We start from the raw sequence: 17,648 nt of genomic DNA on the forward strand, positions 1-17,648 counted from the left end.
ACATTGAGAATTATTTAAGCTGGTTTAGGTTTATGGAAGATAACACTGAGTATTCAGATCAAACATGGATAAAAGAGGCATTATGATATGAATTTTTTATACCCACACTCAACTACAACACAGCCCTATACATACAGTACCTTTTTATTGGAAATTGAATATTATTTATGAAATCTCTTTTTCTAAACATGATTCAAGAGCATATGTATAGCAAGCGTTATGCTAAGAGCACCATTGAGGCTTATCTTTTTTGGATAGCTGCCTATATTCGCTTTAATAATATGCAACATCCAAGTTGTATGGGGGATACGGAAGTCGAATTATATTTAAACCATTTAGTAAACACCCAAAATGTTGCTCAAGGCACACAAGCTCAGGCGTTGAATGCGCTTAGCTTTCTATATAAAGAAATAATTAAGGTCCCTCTGTCGTTATCATTAAATTTTGTAAAAAGTGAACGTCCGAGAAAATTACCCGTTGTGCTTACGCAAACTGAAGTAACCGCACTATTTAAACACTGTATTACAAAGCACTATTTAGCTTGTGCGCTACTTTATGGCAGCGGTATGCGGCTAATGGAAGCACTACGTTTACGGGTACAAGATATTGACTTTGATTATAGCTGTGTTCGAATTTGGGATGGAAAAGGAGGCAAAACCGTATTGTAACACTCGCGATAGAGCTAATTCCTCAATTGCGCGCACAAGTACAATTAGTAAATAGTTATTTACAGCTTGATCTTAAAAATCCTCTATACAGTGGCGTTTACATGCCCCACTTAATACGTAAAAAATACCCCAATCATAACAAACAGCTAGGCTGGCAGTATTTGTTTTCATCACATAAATTAAGTATCGATCCCGAGAGTAAACTGCTAAGACGTCATCATATTGATGAAAAGCAATTACAACGCGCTGTAAAACAGGCTGCTAACGATGCGAAAATTAATAAACACGTTACACCGCATACCTTACGTCATTCATTTGCAACGCACCTACGCCGATATCAGAACAGTTCAAGCTCAACTTGGCCACAGTGATGTTCGTACTACACAAATTTACACGCATGTTTTGCAGCAAGGCGCCAATGGCGTAATTAGCCCATTTTCACGAATTGGGGCTAACATATGTTAGCCCCAACGGATGAATTTTATTTAAAGTGTGTTATTCAATAACAACAAACCATAAGCTGCGAGTTGATCGTCATTGAGATCGTGTTGCCAGCTAGGCGTTAACCCCTGACGTTTTATACCGCTGATGCTTTGCGGGTTAGCGGTTAAGTTAAGCACAAACACTGATTTACTACCGTTTAACTCGCGGGTTATTTCAACTAGGCCGTTGTTGTGTTGCGTTAATTCATAACTGCCTTTTATACCCAGCTCTGGACGCTGTTTTTTCTGCGAAATTAAGTGCTGATATAAACGCCAAAGTGAATCAGAGTCTGCTTGCTGTACTTTAACATTGCGATCTGCAGCATTAATTTGCTCTGCTAAAAACTCAGGCCACCAGCTGGTAAAGTCTTTACCAAATAATTCACTTTGTTCAACCCAGCTCGTTTTAGCTTTGGTAAAACCGGCTTGATTGCTGTTGTCCCATTGCATAGGCGCACGTTTATACACATCGTGACCTGTGCCACCTTGTGTTAAGCCTATCTCTTCACCGTAATAAATATACGGCGTGCCAGGAGAGCTAAATAACATGGCGGCGGCAAGTTTTGCTTTATCGTCGTGCTCTGCAAGTTGATAAGCGATACGTTCTTGGTCGTGATTAGTTAAAAACGATGCAAAAAAATCAAGCGGTGCATTTGAATCAATACGCTGTTGTAAATTTTGTTTGAGCACATTGGCATCAACTGTATTCACTTGTTGATTAGATTGCATAGTGCCAAATTGCGCTTCACCACTGGCATTGGGTTTTAATAAGCCCAGTATTTTATAGCCCACTTCAAAATCAAAGCCCTGATCAAGCCCTTTACCTTCGCCGTAGTATTTTGCCGCCACAGGAATATCTGCCCAGGCTTCACCCACCAAATATGCCTCAGGGTTTACACTTTTTACATACTGATTAAAGTGCTGCCAGTAAGCTATGGTTTCGTCTGTGTCGGCCTGCGTATTGCCGCCGCTTTCCATGGCAAAGCGCACAGCGTCTAACCTAAACCCTGCAACGCCTTTATCAAGCCAAAACTTAGCCATTTTTTCCATTTCGGCAATAACATCAGGGTGGCGTAAATTTAAGTCAGGTTGGCTGGCACCAAACGCACCGTAGTAATACTGCTGGCGGGTTTCATTCCAATGCCATACGGCATTGGGCTGGTCGTTATCACTCCATGCGTGGCCCCAACCGCTACCGGCTTTTGGCATATCGTCGCGCCAAATAAAGTAATCAGCAAAAGGGGCTTGTTGTTTTGCTGAACGCTGAAACCATTCATGGTTACTTGATATATGATTAATAACTAAATCAAGTATGACTTTCATGCCTTTATCATCAGCGGCTTTTATAAAGGCTTCAAACTCTGCCATGCTGCCGTAGTCGTTTTCTACTTGGTAAAATTCAGTAAAATCATAGCCATGATACGATGGTGCTTCAAACATCGGGGTTAACCACAATGCGTTAACGCCGAGCTCTTGTAGATACGGGAGCTTTTGGGTCATACCATTAAAATCACCATGGCCATCAGCATCGCTGTCGTAAAAACTGCGGGGCCAAATTTGGTAAAAAATGGCGCTTTCCCACCACGGGCTTGCTTGTTGTTTAGTATTTAATTGCGATGTTTCGGTGTTATTCGTGTTGTTATTTAATGATGGTGCGCTTTGGCAGCCTGTTAGCATGATTGCTAATGCTAATGCGCTCAAGGTAAATGTTTTCATTTCAGCCTCGTTATTATTGTAATAAATAACATAGCCGTATTTTACTACGGCTATGTTAATTAACCTGAACTGCGGATAGTTTGTGGTTATTTTAGTGCTTTAGTTACCACCGGATAATGATCCCATACTTGCTTGTCACTTAATGAGCGAACTAGCTTCACGTATTCAGCATGCGTCCACGCCAGTGGTGTGGCTGAGTTAGTGCCCTCGCCTAACGTGTATCCTGCTTTATTGTTGCCTACGCCATCCCATACTTGTTCTGGTAGCATCATGCCTTCGTTAGCAAATTGCTCTAGACCTTTTACATAGCTATTTTTAATAGCCTGCTGTTTAGTTGCATCTAACGTATTATTGGCATTCGCGGCGGCAATTTCGTAATGACCACGTTCACCAGTAAAAAATGGCCAAACTCGCCCACGTTGCCCTGGGCTGTTTTTTCCGCCTTGCGCATAATTAGCGCCGGTTACTTCATCTTCACCGTAACCGTCGTTACCATAACGGCGGTAGCCTGCAAATGTGCCGCTGCCATCAGTAAACTCAAAGCTGTATTTAACTTGTAGGTTATCGATGAGCGTTTCATCGTCGTACTCAGGTAAGGTTTTAACTATGCTGGGCGCTAGCGCATCACGTACGCCATAGCGAACTAACTCTAAAAAGCCACCATCAAGTATTTGCTTTTTATTAAACCCGTCACGGCCATTATTAGCGTTAATTTTGGTATTTGAGTTGGCGTTTTTATCTTGGCCAATGCGAATAAAATACTCGCCGTCTGAAGCGTTTGATTCTAAATTACCTGCGGTGGTAAACATCATACTTTCTATATCGGCGTTGTAACTTTTTGCTGTCGCAAGGTAGCGTTTAGCATTCACCTCATCTCCTGCCATTTTTGCAATATCAGCAGCGGTAATTAAACCGGCAACAACAGCAGCGGTGGTTGATGGTGAATACCCTGCTTGCTCTTCCCAACGCTCTTGTTGAGTCGCAGGTGGGGTTATTTGCATGTCGTTCCATAGGATTTTAGCGCGCCCACCGCCTACCAAAAAGTCAGCGGCCGGTTTTAACATGCGTGTATACCAATCAGTTAGCTCAGCATCACTTAACACATCTGCCTGATGAAGCTTCCACGCTAGCATGATAGGCATAGCGGTTTGGTCTAGCTGTACGCCTACCCATTCAAGTTCGCCATCTACGTGTGTTTTTTGTAAAAACCACCCTGTGTCGCCGTTGTTGCCCGGGGTTTTGCTGTTTACTTGTACTTTTTCAAGGTATTCAAATGCTGTTTTGGCTGTTGCGGTATCGCCTAGTGCCATAAATGCCATGGCAACTTGATAAAAGTCGCGTACCCATACCGCTTTGTAACCAGTAGAGCCGGTTTTAGCAGATACGGTTTCGCCCCATGGGTTAGATAAAGACGCAATAAGCGCCCCTGCATGGGTTTTGTCTTCTTGGGCTTTTAACACCATAGCACTGGTATAAAGTAACTTGCCGTTATCAGCGGTTTGCTCGCTCATGCTAGTCATTGGTGCAAGGCTTTGCAGGTAGTCTTGCCAACCAAGGGCTTCGCCTTTACCGTTGTAATTATCAAGCACAGCTTGGTAACCTTTGGCTAGCGTAGCTTGGCCTTGTTTAAAGCTTGCTTGCTGGTTGTTGCCAAAACTTAGGCTTAAATCGAATTGACTGTTTTTACCAATTTCACCTAGCTCTGCTAATAAACTAACATTCCCCGATTGTTCACCGGTAGTTTTATAAACGCGGGTAAGCTGCTGAGTTGTTTTAAGCTGGCTTAAACCATCACTCACGCCCGTAAAACCGACACTTGTTTGTTTAAATGGCTGTGCACCTTGCAATGACAAGTAATTATCGCCCTGCCACGCTACCAATCCTTGCTCGGTGGTTTTTGCAAAGTCATCTAAGCCGTTGTTGTTTATATACGGGTTAACCGTTACATAAGCTTTTACACCGTCGAGCTGGGTATTAAAAATACTGCGTACAAATAAGCTTTGCCCGTCTGGATCGGTAAATATATGTTTTTCTAGGCTAAAGCGACCTTGTTTGTCTTTGCTTACTACTTTGTATGCTAATGATAACGGGCGGCCTTTATCGTCTTTGTATAAGTAGTCAATAGTAACGTCTAAATCATCAGCTTCGGTGACTGTAAAATCTTTTCCTACTACAACAAATTGCATGTCTTTAATTTGCGCTTGATGAATAAGCCCAAACATGGTTTCGGTGATCATCCCTTTAGCAATCGAAAACCATACTTTTGACACTTTAGCTGTTGGCGCGTCGTCACTGTAATGGCCATTTTGGTATTGCTCAAAAGACGTGCCTATCCCGGTTTTACCTGCGTATGCCCAAAATGGGGCTTCGCCTGGTGCGCCTGGCGCATTCACTGATGTTTGCGCTTCTGTACTGGTTTGTGTATTTTGCACGCCACAACCGACAAGGCCTGCGGCCAATATTGTCGCGGTAATTAGGTTATATTTTTTCATTTTAGACCCTTAAATTAAGACTGTTTAACTCGCAGTACGGCAACCGCTGCAAGTACAAAAGACACAGCACCTAGCATCAATGCGTAAATAGGCTGATTTTGGAAAAAGTGACGAAGTATCAGGCCAAGGACACTGGCGGCTAATAATTGTGGGATCACAATAAAAAAGTTAAATATTCCCATATACACACCCATTTTATGACTCGGTACTGAGGTACTTAACATGGCGTAAGGCAAAGACAAAATAGACGCCCACGCAAAACCAATACCTATCATTGGCCAAATAAGTAAGCTCGGATCTTGTATAAACATAAAGCTCGCCAAACCTAACGCACCTAAAATAAGGTTAAGTGCATGCGCTAGTTTTAAACCAACACGCTTAACGATGATCGGGATACATAAAGCCGCCAATGCAGCAAAACCGTTGTAAGCCGCAAATAAAATACCCACCCAGTCTGCACCATTGTTATACGCCGCTGAACTTGTGTCGCTGCTACCATAATGAAAACTGGTTACCGCTGAGGTGGTGTAAATCCACATGGCAAATAATGCAAACCAGCTAAAAAACTGTACCCAAGCAAGTTGTTTCATCGCCTCTGGCATGGTGAATACATCGTTAACGACTTGGTAAAAGCCACCGCTGGTGTGGTTTTTTGCCTGAAGTGTGGCTGCAATAAATTGAATTACGCCAAAACTCACTAAGCCAGCTGCCAATAGGTACAGCTCTTTTTCTAGGTTTAATCCCATGACTAAACCAAGTACGGCAAGCCCTAAAACAGTAAATACACTGCCGCCTTTACTAAAGTTAATTTGTGCAGATACAGCCTGTTCAGCCTCAGTTTGATCTTGTTGATTAAATGCGGCCAATTCTTCAGGTGAATATTCTTTGGTGGTTATAATTGTCCAGCCCACTGCGACCAGCAATACAACTGCACCAAAGTAAAACGAGTACTTTACTGAATCAGGAATTTGCCCTGCAGCGGCGGTGTTGGCAATATCAAACCAGTTCGTCATCATCCAAGGGAGTGCAGAAGCAACCACGGCGCCTACGCCTATAAAAAAGCTTTGCATTGCATAGCCAGTAGCACGCTGTTTGTTTGGTAGGTTATCGCCTACAAGGGCGCGAAATGGTTCCATAGTGACGTTAATCGATGCATCCATTATCCATAACATGCCCGCTGCAATCCAAAGTGTTGGTGAGTTTGGCATAATAAATAACGATAATGTGGTTAAAATAGCGCCGTATAAAAAAAACGGACGACGGCGGCCTAATTTGCCCCAGGTTTTATCGCTCCAGTAACCAATAATTGGCTGTACAATTAAACCGGTAAGTGGTGCTGCCACCCACAAAATAGGAATGTCATCTACATTCGCTCCAAGGGTTTGAAATATTCGGCTTACATTACCGTTTTGCAGTGCAAAGCCAAATTGAATGCCTAAAAAGCCAAAGCACATGTTCCATATTTGCCAAAAACTTAAATCTGGTTTGTTATTTTTCATTATGAGCTCCAGTGGTTAATACTGCACTGCTAAGCGCATTTAAAGTTAAACTAATGTGTGCCTGCTCAGCTGTAATAGTTAGCTCAGCGTTTTGATTCGCCTCTAGCAAATCAAGCAATTGTAATTTTTCGCTGGTATTTTGCGTCAGTGTGTTAAGTGGAATATCAATACTGATCTGACTGACTTGCTCAGCAAAATTACTCACCACCCAAATTTGTTGATTACCGATACTGCGGCTAAACGCAGCAACTTTTTCGCTGCCAGTAACCATCAGTGGTTGCATGTCACCAGCTACAACTGCTGGATGTTCACTCAACGCCATAACGGCTTTGTAATATTCACGTAATTGACCTTGTGCCGGTGTTAATAAAGCACCATCAAACTTGCCGTTGTTCATCCACGCTTGATGCGCTGGCACGCCAATGTAGTCAAAAATACTGGTGCGAGTTGGTTTGCCAAAGCCGGCATCTTCAGAGCCATCTTCACCCACATCTTGAGCAAAATATAATAGTGTTGGCGCACGGCTAATAAGGTTTGATACTACTAATGCGGGTTTGCCCTTTTCACTACTACCTGCAAAGTCAGGGCTGGCGATACGTTGTTCGTCATGGTTTTCTAAAAAGTGCAGCATATGCTGCTCTATGTCAGCCACTTTTTGCTGAGCATTAAAAATAGTGTCTGCCGGTTGCGTGCCTTGCATAACAGCTTTTAAGGTGTCGTAAAAGCCGACTTTATCGTACAAGTAATCCATTTTTCCTTGCTGGATATACGGGCGATATAGTGCGGGATTGTATACTTCGGCTAGTAAAAATGCCTCTGGGTTGTGCATCTTGATTGATGAGTTTAGAAAGCTCCAAAACTCTACAGGTACCATTTCGGCCATATCATAGCGAAAGCCATCTACGCCTTTATCGAGCCAATATAGCGCGATATCACGAAACTTATACCAGCTGTTTGGCAACTCTTTATCCTGCCAAAACTCAAAGTGCGCGCGTAAATCTTTAGTAGCATACTCATCGGGCAGAGTTGGAAAGTCATAACTACCGTCAGGTTTTACGCCATAATTTACTTTAACTGTTTCGTACCAGTCGTTTATATCAGGCTTAGCAGCACGGGCACCATTACCAGTCCATTTTGCAGGCGTTTCAGCAAATAAGCTATCAGCAAGTGGGTGGGCATTACCGCCTAGCACTTGGTAGTTTTCAATGGTTGGTACTTGAAATGACTGCCCAGTAACGTAATAAAAGTTATTATCGCGGGCATACTCTACGCTGGTGTCATCTTGCTCACCAAAATCTTTAACTCCAGCGGGTTTAGCGGTTGATTGATAATGACGCGCCACATGATTTGGCACAATATCAATGACCACTTTCATACCGTGTTGATGGGTGCGCTCAATTAATGCAGCAAACTCTTCGAGGCGGCGCTCTGGATTAATGGCTAAATCTGGGTTTACATCGTAATAATCTTTAATTGCATACGGCGAGCCGGCACGACCTTTCACTACATCCGGATCATCTTGGCTAATTCCATATTGGCTGTAATCGCCTACCAAAGCATGGTGTAACACGCCGGTATACCAAATATGGGTGGTACCAAGTTCTTTAATGCCACTTAAAGCAGCATCATTAAAGTCACTAAATGTGCCTACGCCATTTTGCTCTTTGGTTCCCCACGGAATATTGACTGTTTGCGTATTACCAAATAAGCGCGTGAATACCTGATACACAACCGGCTTTGAATGCTCGTTAACTTGTTCAGCTACCTTTTTGTCAGTACTGGGGGTTGTGGGCTCATCTGAGCAGCTCGACAATAACAAGCTACTAGCTAATACCCATGAGCCATATTTGAATGTACTAATTGTGGTTTTATTTGTTGTCATAATGTTCTTACTTAGATCTGACGTTTTAATGGGTTGTCATTTAAACGTCATTTTTATTATAAATTTAATACTAAAGTGAACTGCCACTGACTGACAGCGGCTGCATACGTATTCACACAGGCTTTATTCAATTATTAATACCGTTGCACTCATAGGCGCTAAGGTCACTGTATCTGTTATATTTATTTGCTGTTCAGTAAAAAGACTCACAGCCTGTTTGTATTGCCCAATAACCTCTTGCAGATACGCTAATGACCAGTTTTTTGCTGCGGTATTTTTATTTAAAAACACCAACAAAGTTTGCTGTTCACTTATCCGCGCGTAACTGTATATACCTGATTTAGGACTAAAATGAACCAGTTTACCTTGCGCTATTGCTGGGCTTTGCTTTCTAAAATTAAGTAAGGTGGTGATGGTTTGCTGCATATCACGCTGCTCATCTGATAACCCTTGTCCTGTAAAAGCATTACTTGGCTGACCTTTAAAACCACCGGGGAAATCAATACGGATATCACCGTGATCATTACTGCCCGTATTATCAAGCAATACTTCGGTGCCATAATACATTTGTGCAATACCACGAGTGGTAAGCAACATAGTCATCGCCATTTTCGTTTTAGCAAGATCTTGCTTAAGCTGAGTGTAAACTCGGCTCATATCGTGGTTATCGGCAAACACGAGCAAGTTGTCTGGATTTGGGTATAAAAAGTCATTGGCGATTGATTGATACACTTTTACCCAGCCAGTGTTCCAACTCTCCTCTTCATTAAGTGCTTGAATAAGTGACTCTTGTAATGAAAAATCCATCACGCTTGGTAAGCTTGAGGTATAGCCGTCGTTATTTACCTTTCCTGCTTGCCAATATGAAGCAATCGCAGGATTGGTGGTCCACTCTTCGCCAACAATATTAAAAGCGGGATACTCAGTCATTATGGCTTTAGTCCAGTCAGCTAAAAAGGCTTTGTCTGAATATGAATAGGTATCAACGCGAATACCGCTTAAGTCGGCGTATTCAATCCACCAAATAGCATTTTGGATAAGGTAGTTTGCTAATAACGGTTGCCGCTGGTTTAGATCCGGCATTGTGGCTACAAACCAGCCATCGCTAAACTGGCGTTTATCAAACTCACTTGCATGTGGGTCTTGAATGGTTTGACGAGCATGGCTGGTAGCATGTTTACCGTTTGCAAACTCGCCATTAAAATTGATCCAATCTGATGTGGGTTTATCTGTCATCCATTCATGCTCAGAGCCAAAGTGATTAAGCACTAGGTCCATCACTATACCAATACCGTGTTGTTTCGCTTTGGCTGATAACTCGCGATATAACTCATTTGAGCCCATGCGTGGGTCGATAGTGTAAAAATCGGTAATTGCATAACCGTGATAAGAGTAGCTGGGCATATCATTTTCAAGCGGTGGTGTTAACCAAAGCTGGGTTACGCCCAGTTTTTGCAAATACGGCAGTGCGTTAATTACACCTTGAATGTCGCCACCGTGACGCCCACCTCGCTCAATTGGATTTGCACCCTCAAGCACTCCTTTTACTGTGTCGTTGCTGCTATCGCCATTAGCAAAGCGATCCGGATTAATTAAGTAAATGGTATCACTGCTATCAAAACCGTTACGTTTACTGCTATTAGCTTTACGTGCATGCAATTGATACTCAAAACGCTCCCCTGATTTGCTGCTAAACACTAAAACACCTGGCTTTGCTATTGGATTTATTTCAATATTTAAAAAAGCGTAATTTGGGTTATCTGTTTTAGTTACACTTTTTAAACTCACCCCTGAGTAAGATGCTAATTGCCATTGTTGCTTAGCAATACCTTGATCATGCAGCATAATTTGCAAGGTATTATTTTGCATACCAACCCACCAGTTTTGTGGTGATATAGTTATTGCATTGGCGTTTAAACACATCCCTAAAAGCGTGCTTAATAAAAAGATATGAATGAGTGATTTCATATTAATTATTTTTCATCCTCGCTAAAAATTCACTATGAGTCGGCAATTTGTTTACCGTACCACTAATCAGAGTTTTTAAATTACCAAATAACTCTGCGAGTTGTTCATCACTCAGTGCATCTGCGAGTGGGTGATAATCCTGCGCTCCAAGCCCTTGACCTATCATTACTTGCTGCCATGCAACTTCGGCAAAAAGTTCATCATCTTCTCTAATTAATTTACCTGTTTGCTTAAATAAATCGATTTTAGTTTGCAGTGATTTAGGTATATTCATTTGCTTACACTGGCGCCAAAATGCGCTGTCAGTGCGCTCAGTCAATTTGTAATGCAAAATAATAAAGTCGCGGATCCGCTCAATTTCGATTTGGCTTTGCATGTTATATGCATCTATTAATGACTGCTTAATTCCATTATTCGGAAAAAACTTTATTAACCGAATCACGGCGGTTTGAATAAGGTGGATACTGGTCGATTCTAACGGCTCTAAAAAGCCGCTAGATAAACCAATAGCGACCACATTTTTATGCCATTGCTTTCGCCTTCGCCCTGTTTTGAAACGAATCACTCTAGGCTCTGTAATTGGTTCACCGGGAATATTATCAAGCAGTTTCAGCTTCGCTTGCTCATCGGTTAAGTGTCGACTTGAATATACTAGGCCATTACCTACACGATGTTGTAATGGTATTTGCCACTGCCAGCCTGCGCTATGTGCAATAGAACGCGTATAAGGCACTGGCTCTGTAGCCGTTTTAGTTTGTACCGCAATAGCACTATCACATGGCAGCCAATGTGACCAATCCTCAAACCCCGTATTTAAGGTCTTTTCGATTAGCAGTGCGCTTAGCCCTGTGCAATCTATAAATAAATCGCCTGAAATTATTTGCCCATCTAACAGCTCAAGTGCCTTTACAAAACCGGTCTCTGGGCATTGCTGAACATCAGCAATTTTACCCTCAATGCGTTTAACACCGCGTGATATAGTCAGCTCTTTTAAAAATTCTCCGTACAAGGTGGCGTCAAAATGATAAGCATAACTTAGACCTGCTAGCTGTGTATTAGGTATGTATTTTAAATGAGTAAACTTATGCTGTTTTGCTGCTTGATAGTTAAGTGAAAAGTCCCAAAAATCTGTCTCACTACCTTGCTGCTTAGCCTTCAGCCAAAAGTGGTAAAACTCACAAAATGGGAAGTCTTTCCCAACATCACCAAAAGCATGCATATATTTGTGATGCTTTTCGCGCCAATTTTCAAACTCAATGCCGAGCTTAATTGTTGCTTGTGTTGCTTTGATAAACTCACTCTCGTGGATTCCTAATGCCGCGTTTAGGTGAAGTATCGGCGGAATACTAGCTTCCCCAACTCCGACCGTACCAATTTGATCCGACTCAATGAGGGTGATATTAACTACTTTACCTAGCACTTTATTAAGTAACGCCGCAGTGATCCAACCTGCAGTACCACCACCGGCAATAATTATGTGTTTTAACTTTTGCTTTTGCATTCACGCTTCCACCGTTATGTACTTTTATCAGTGTAGTTGAGCGATATAAAAAAGCCCTTGTAAAACAAATTACAAGGGCCTTTCAACGCTAAAAAAAATTATAGCTTATAGCTAAAGCCAAGTAGGAAAGTACGGCCGTAATCTTGGTAATCACGTACTTGTAAATCACTGTTGCCTTGAAGCGATACAAATGGTTCTTCAGTGATATTTTGCACTTGGAACGTAACACTCAAGCCGTTCAAACTTTCAATGCTACCTTCACTAAAGTCATAACCAATTTGAGCATCCCAGATAGTTTCGCCTTTGATATCAACCTGTGTTGTCGCAAAACCCAAACCGTAAACATCGCCTTTGAAGTCGCTACGTTTTCTCATACTTGTACGTGCTTGAAAACCGCTACGCTCAAAATAAACCGTTAAGCTGTCAATTTGGTCTGATAACCCTGGTAGTTCATACTCGTTACCATTTTGATCAGTCAGGTCTTGCTCTACACCAGTATGACTTGCAATTAAGCCAAAACCCTCTAACGATGAGTGAAAAATATTAAACGGTAATGCCAGTGATAGTTCGTAACCCCAAAGATCACCTTCGCCACCATTTACTTTACCTGAGCCAGAGCCAGTTGAGTTAGCCGGAATTTGACCTGTTGATGGGTCTGCAACTCCAGACATATCAACTTCATAACTACCATCAAAAATCCATTGCGTAATATCTTTATAGAAAAACGCTGCAGCAAAGTAACCTTCTGCATTAAAGTAATTTTCATAGCTTATATCTAAACCTGTGGCTTCTTTAGGCTCAAGCTTCGGATTACCACCTGATACGCTCCAATAATTACCATTTTCATCTGGTTGCTGATTATATGAAGCATTAATTGATGCATTCATTTCGTCAAGACGAGCACGTGAAATAGTTTTTGCAGCACCAAAACGAATGGTTTGGTCTTCATCAATTGCAAACGATAGATTTATACTTGGTAAAAAGTGGCTATAGTCATGACTTACATCTGTAGATGAAACAACCACTAGACCATCAACAGTATTTGCTGCAAAACCTTGCGAGGATTGATCTGTTTGTACATAGCGAGCACCAATATTACCTCTGACCGGTATTGATCCGAGTTCAGCATTGATATCGAGTTGTGCGAATACTGCAGTAACTTCTTCTTTGACTGTCCAAGATTGCGTTTTATGTTTTTGATCAGTCAGGCTTTCTTGTAGTAAATCATAGTAACCGTCGTTTACTAAACCGTTAGTGTCATAAGCAACCATGTTGCCCATGCCGATAAAATCAAGGCTAGCTGTACCTTTACGATATTGTTCAGGAATCGATAGCATACCTGGGTTTGATAATGAAAAGTCTTTTAAAGTCATGAAGTAACCTTCAGACACTTTACTCTTTTCGCGGTCACGGTATGAAATACCAAAGCTTACTTTACTAAAATACTCGTTTTCAAGTAATTTGCTTGCCGCTAACTTTAATGTAATTAGTTCATCATTAATTTCAGGGGCATTAATAAAGCCATCTTGTGCAGTATTTTCGTAAGCTGTTCCTGATAAGCCATATTTATTGTTTAGAGCTGCACTTGACCCCCATGATAATGGACCACCTAATTGAATTAAGCCATAATCACTGTAGTCTAGCTGAGGAGAAAACTGTGCACCGGTGTTCCCACCATCAAACTCATAACCAATGTTATCAGCAATACCATTTGCATCGCCTCGGCCAGTACCAGAATAGCTTTCGATACTCCAAATTTGGCGTTCAACTTCAGAGCGGCTGGCGTCAAGTTCAACTGACCAAGAATCATCTATGTTATATTTAGTGTTAAAACCAAACTGCGTTAAATCAGCATTACGCTCTTCGTAGTCATTACGTACTACTACACGTTGGCCTTGGGTTACAGCACTAGTAATAAAGCCACTTTCAGAGTCAACTACGGCTGAGTTAGGATCAATTGTACCTTGTCCCCATGCAAATGGAACTTCAATACCACGAAGGATTTTTTCATCTGAAAAATCAACATAAAGCGCATCAAATGTCATACTTAAACGATCGGTTGGTGCTGCTTCAACGACTAACATTGCAGAATCGCGTTCTAGAGTAGATGATCGCACGAACGGTTTTGCACCACCGAGTATCGAATACGTTTGGCCGTCATCACCCGTAAACTCAGGATAACCCCAAGAGTTCCAGCGTTTTTCTTGGTTTGGTGAGCTCATTTTGTTGTAAGCAAATGCAACACCAATTGTATCGTCTGCAAATTGGTCGATATACGATACTGTACCCCGAAAACCTTGGTCATCACCATCTGGATTTAATTTATCAAAACCTGTTTGCTCTAATTGACCATTAAACATGATCACGCGCTCACCTTTACTTAAAGGCTTTACAGTTTGCATGTCGATAACACCGGCGATACCTTCCGCGTCTAGGCTTGCACTTGGCGTTTTATATACGGTTACACCGCTCATTATTTCTGACGGATAAAGGTCAAACTCAACACCACGATTGTCACCAATCGATACTTGCTCACGACCATTAAAGGTTGTAGCACTTTCATTTTCGCTAAAACCACGCACACTTACTCGGCTTGCTCGACCATCTAAACGCTGTGCAGTAAGGCCTGGTAAACGGGCAATTGACTCCGCAATTGATGAGTCTGGTAATTTACCAATATCTTCTGCAGAGATAGATTCAACCACCTCTGATGAAAAACGCTTTGTATTGATTGACTCTACAACGCTGCCGCGAAAACCTTTAACTTCGATGACTTCAACGTCATTCTTTGCGGTTTGTTGCTCTTCTTGTGCGTATGAAGAGAAACTGCTAATACCTGCGGTTGCAAGTGCAATTGTTAATATACTTGGTTTGAACATAGACATGATGTGTTTCCCGTTACCCAATTTTATATTACTAACTTTTAGCGAGTTGCTTGTGATAGAAGCAAACCATTTGTTAGCTATCTTTGTTGTCAGGATGAATATTAACGCCCGTTTTATTTTATTAACAACTTTATGCATACGTATTCAGACTAGTGCAAAACCAATAACTTTAACAAAAAATTCACACAAATAATGGCAACACCTTGTTTTTATAGGTATAAAGATGAGGCAATTGATCATTCTATTTTATAAAAGAAATATGCACTGCTTCGAGCTCCTTTGGTGCGGCAATTTACAGTTTAATACCTTAATTATTAGTGCATTCACACTTTACATTCGAATCCTGCTCGCTCCTCTTACAAAATGCCAATTGGTAAGACCATTAATTGCAATGCACCATAACGCTACAGAACCCATATAATATGCACCAAGTTGGATTTGCTACTTTGTTAATGATACGAAAACGAGAATTGGTAAACATTCATTTGCCGCTCACATACCTTTATTCGTAGGTTTTTCAGAAGCTGTTTTCCTTATCAAAGCGATCTATTTAGCATGCATACGTATGCATCCTTTTTACAGTATCAAGCCCTTCACGTATGCTTTTTAAAAAATAACGTAGTTCGTTTCAATCGAACTGCTAACAAGATTACGAACACACCATTTCTAAACAGTAATAATTAAATGGGAAGTGTTGTCACGATGGAGAAAAAAATGGCTCAACAGCAGTGGTATAAGGGCGCCGTGATTTATCAGGTTTATCCGCGCAGTTTTCAAGATACCAACGGTGACGGCATTGGTGATTTAAAAGGGATCATCAGCCGGATAGACTATATTAAAAGTCTGGGTGTTGATGCTATTTGGATCTCACCATTTTTTAAATCACCAATGAAAGACTTTGGCTATGATATCAGCGATTATCGTGACGTAGACCCTCTTTTTGGCGATCTTAATGACTTTGACGAGCTCATTGCACAAGCTCATCAACGTGATATTAAAATTATTATTGATCAAGTATTGAGCCACACATCAGACCAACATCAATGGTTTTTAGATAGCCGAGAAGACAAAACTAACGACAGATCTGATTGGTATGTATGGGCTGATGCAAAACCAGATGGCACCCAGCCAAACAACTGGCTTTCAATTTTTGGTGGCCCTGCTTGGCAATGGGAGCCGCGTCGTGGCCAGTATTATTTACACAACTTTTTTACTGAACAACCGGATCTTAATTTTCATAATCCAGATGTACGTCAAGCAGTATTAGATAATGTTGAGTTTTGGCTTAAAAAAGGAGTAGATGGTTTTCGCCTGGATGCAATTAACTTTTGTTATCACGATGCACAGCTACGTGATAACCCAGCCAAACCACCAGAAAAACGCCAAGGCCGTGGTTTTAGCGAAGATAATCCATATGCATTTCAGTATCATCATTATAATAATACCCAACCTGAAAATATCAGCTTTATGCAAGATATTCGTACCCTGTTAGACAAGTATCCTGGTACCGTGTCTTTGGGTGAAATATCATCCGAGGATTCACTTGCTACTATGGCTGAATACACAGCCGGTGGCGATAAATTGCATATGGGTTACAGTTTTGAGCTACTAACCAATGATTATAGCAGTGAGTATATTCGTACAACAGTTAAAACATTGGAAGAACGAATGACAGAAGGCTGGCCATGCTGGGCCTTTAGTAACCATGATGTAGAACGTGTTGCTAGTCGTTGGAGTAACAATGGTGAAGTAAACTCAGAGCAGTGTAAAATGCTTACCGCCCTACTCGCTTCATTGCGCGGTAGTGTATGTATGTACCAAGGTGAAGAGCTAGGTCTTGGCGAAGCAAGTGTGGCGTTTGAAGACTTACAAGACCCATATGGGATAACTTTTTGGCCAAACTTTAAAGGCCGAGATGGCTGTCGTACGCCTATGCCATGGCACAATGATGACGGTGAACAGGCCGGATTTTCTGCAACGAAACCTTGGTTACCTGTTGACGAAAACCACAAACGCCAGACTGTAAGCAAACAAGATAGCGATAGCGATTCGATTCTAAATGCGTTCCGCCATTTTATGACATGGCGTAAGCAACAAGCTATCTTACTCGAAGGCGATATTGAATTTATTAATACCCCTGAGCCATTGTTAGCTTTTTACCGTCGTTTTGCAGGCCAGACTATGTTGTGCGTATTTAACCTAGCTCAAGAGCCTGCAAGCCTCAACATTGAACACACTGATATTGTGCAACATACAGAATTGAATCATCACAATGGCAGCTTAGAGAAACAAACCCTTACCCTACCCGGTTTTGGTTGTTTTTACGCAGCAGTTAGTTAATATTTTAGCTGCACAAACAATATCTACAAGGTTTTTATAGCCTTTCGAAAAAGTGAACAGTAAATATATGCTGTTCGCTTTTCTCGGTAAGTTATAAAGCAATATAAACAAAGGCCCTACTAGTCAACTCCAATTACTTGAAACTAAACGTTAACCTTCCTGATTTGCCGCTTAGTATCTCCAACCACCCTCTTGTGGAACATCCCTGCATTATC

General features: G+C 41.5%; 9 protein-coding genes and 1 pseudogene. 3 read left to right on the top strand and 7 right to left on the bottom strand.

Features of this window, described 5'->3' with window-relative positions; genetic code table 11:
• Positions 1-167: 167 nt before the first annotated feature.
• The gene (locus H5180_RS23825) at positions 168-668 is read left to right on the top strand and encodes a phage integrase N-terminal SAM-like domain-containing protein (protein ID WP_404936341.1); all 501 of its coding nucleotides are present in this window, start codon (positions 168-170) and stop codon (positions 666-668) included.
• A 101-nt stretch (positions 669-769) separates the two neighbouring features.
• Positions 770-1,133 (top strand): annotated as a pseudogene (locus H5180_RS23830) (tyrosine-type recombinase/integrase).
• Between the two features lie 20 nt (positions 1,134-1,153).
• Here H5180_RS23830 and H5180_RS10630 read toward each other — a convergent pair.
• From H5180_RS10630 to H5180_RS10660, 7 genes are all read right to left on the bottom strand, one after another.
• Positions 1,154-2,866, bottom strand: coding sequence for an alpha-amylase family glycosyl hydrolase (locus tag H5180_RS10630; RefSeq protein WP_182758195.1), 1,713 nt, complete (start codon positions 2,864-2,866; stop codon positions 1,154-1,156).
• Between the two features lie 86 nt (positions 2,867-2,952).
• A complete protein-coding gene (locus H5180_RS10635) occupies positions 2,953-5,358 on the bottom strand; it encodes a glycoside hydrolase family 15 protein (RefSeq protein ID WP_182758196.1) in 2,406 nt (801 codons plus the stop codon).
• 14 nt (positions 5,359-5,372) lie between these two features.
• On the bottom strand, positions 5,373-6,857 hold the full coding sequence (locus tag H5180_RS10640) for an MFS transporter (RefSeq protein WP_182758197.1): 1,485 nt from the start codon (positions 6,855-6,857) through the stop codon (positions 5,373-5,375).
• Positions 6,847-8,739, bottom strand: coding sequence for an alpha-amylase family protein (locus H5180_RS10645; protein ID WP_182758198.1), 1,893 nt, complete (start codon positions 8,737-8,739; stop codon positions 6,847-6,849). The genes H5180_RS10640 and H5180_RS10645 overlap by 11 nt, the downstream gene beginning before the upstream one ends.
• A 123-nt stretch (positions 8,740-8,862) precedes the next feature.
• Positions 8,863-10,707 carry a glycoside hydrolase family 13 protein gene (locus H5180_RS10650; protein WP_182758199.1) on the bottom strand — a complete coding sequence of 615 codons (1,845 nt, stop codon included), beginning with the start codon at positions 10,705-10,707 and terminating at the stop codon, positions 8,863-8,865.
• A 1-nt stretch (position 10,708) separates the two neighbouring features.
• A complete protein-coding gene (locus tag H5180_RS10655) occupies positions 10,709-12,208 on the bottom strand; it encodes a tryptophan halogenase family protein (RefSeq protein ID WP_182735198.1) in 1,500 nt (499 codons plus the stop codon).
• Positions 12,209-12,306: 98 nt separating this feature from the next.
• The gene (locus H5180_RS10660) at positions 12,307-15,093 is read right to left on the bottom strand and encodes a TonB-dependent receptor (RefSeq protein WP_182735197.1); all 2,787 of its coding nucleotides are present in this window, start codon (positions 15,091-15,093) and stop codon (positions 12,307-12,309) included.
• A 714-nt stretch (positions 15,094-15,807) separates the two neighbouring features.
• On the opposite strand from H5180_RS10660, the gene H5180_RS10665 reads away from it, so the two are divergent.
• Positions 15,808-17,433 carry an alpha-glucosidase family protein gene (locus H5180_RS10665; RefSeq protein WP_145233428.1) on the top strand — a complete coding sequence of 542 codons (1,626 nt, stop codon included), beginning with the start codon at positions 15,808-15,810 and terminating at the stop codon, positions 17,431-17,433.
• Positions 17,434-17,648 lie beyond the last annotated feature (215 nt).

It is taken from the genome of Pseudoalteromonas sp. SR41-4, assembly GCF_014163985.1.
In the GTDB taxonomy this organism is placed as follows: Bacteria; Pseudomonadota; Gammaproteobacteria; order Enterobacterales; family Alteromonadaceae; genus Pseudoalteromonas; species Pseudoalteromonas rhizosphaerae.

Bases quoted from the DNA above. Each gene is read 5' to 3' on its own strand.
- H5180_RS10640 (WP_182758197.1), bottom strand. From the start codon at position 6,857: ATGAAAAATAACAAACCAGATTTAAGTTTTTGGCAAATATGGAACATG.
- H5180_RS10635 (WP_182758196.1), bottom strand. From the start codon at position 5,358: ATGAAAAAATATAACCTAATTACCGCGACAATATTGGCCGCAGGCCTT.
- H5180_RS10645 (WP_182758198.1), bottom strand. From the start codon at position 8,739: ATGACAACAAATAAAACCACAATTAGTACATTCAAATATGGCTCATGG.
- H5180_RS10660 (WP_182735197.1), bottom strand. From the start codon at position 15,093: ATGTCTATGTTCAAACCAAGTATATTAACAATTGCACTTGCAACCGCA.
- H5180_RS23825 (WP_404936341.1), top strand. From the start codon at position 168: ATGAAATCTCTTTTTCTAAACATGATTCAAGAGCATATGTATAGCAAG.
- H5180_RS10655 (WP_182735198.1), bottom strand. From the start codon at position 12,208: ATGCAAAAGCAAAAGTTAAAACACATAATTATTGCCGGTGGTGGTACT.
- H5180_RS10630 (WP_182758195.1), bottom strand. From the start codon at position 2,866: ATGAAAACATTTACCTTGAGCGCATTAGCATTAGCAATCATGCTAACA.
- H5180_RS10665 (WP_145233428.1), top strand. From the start codon at position 15,808: ATGGCTCAACAGCAGTGGTATAAGGGCGCCGTGATTTATCAGGTTTAT.
- H5180_RS10650 (WP_182758199.1), bottom strand. From the start codon at position 10,707: ATGAAATCACTCATTCATATCTTTTTATTAAGCACGCTTTTAGGGATG.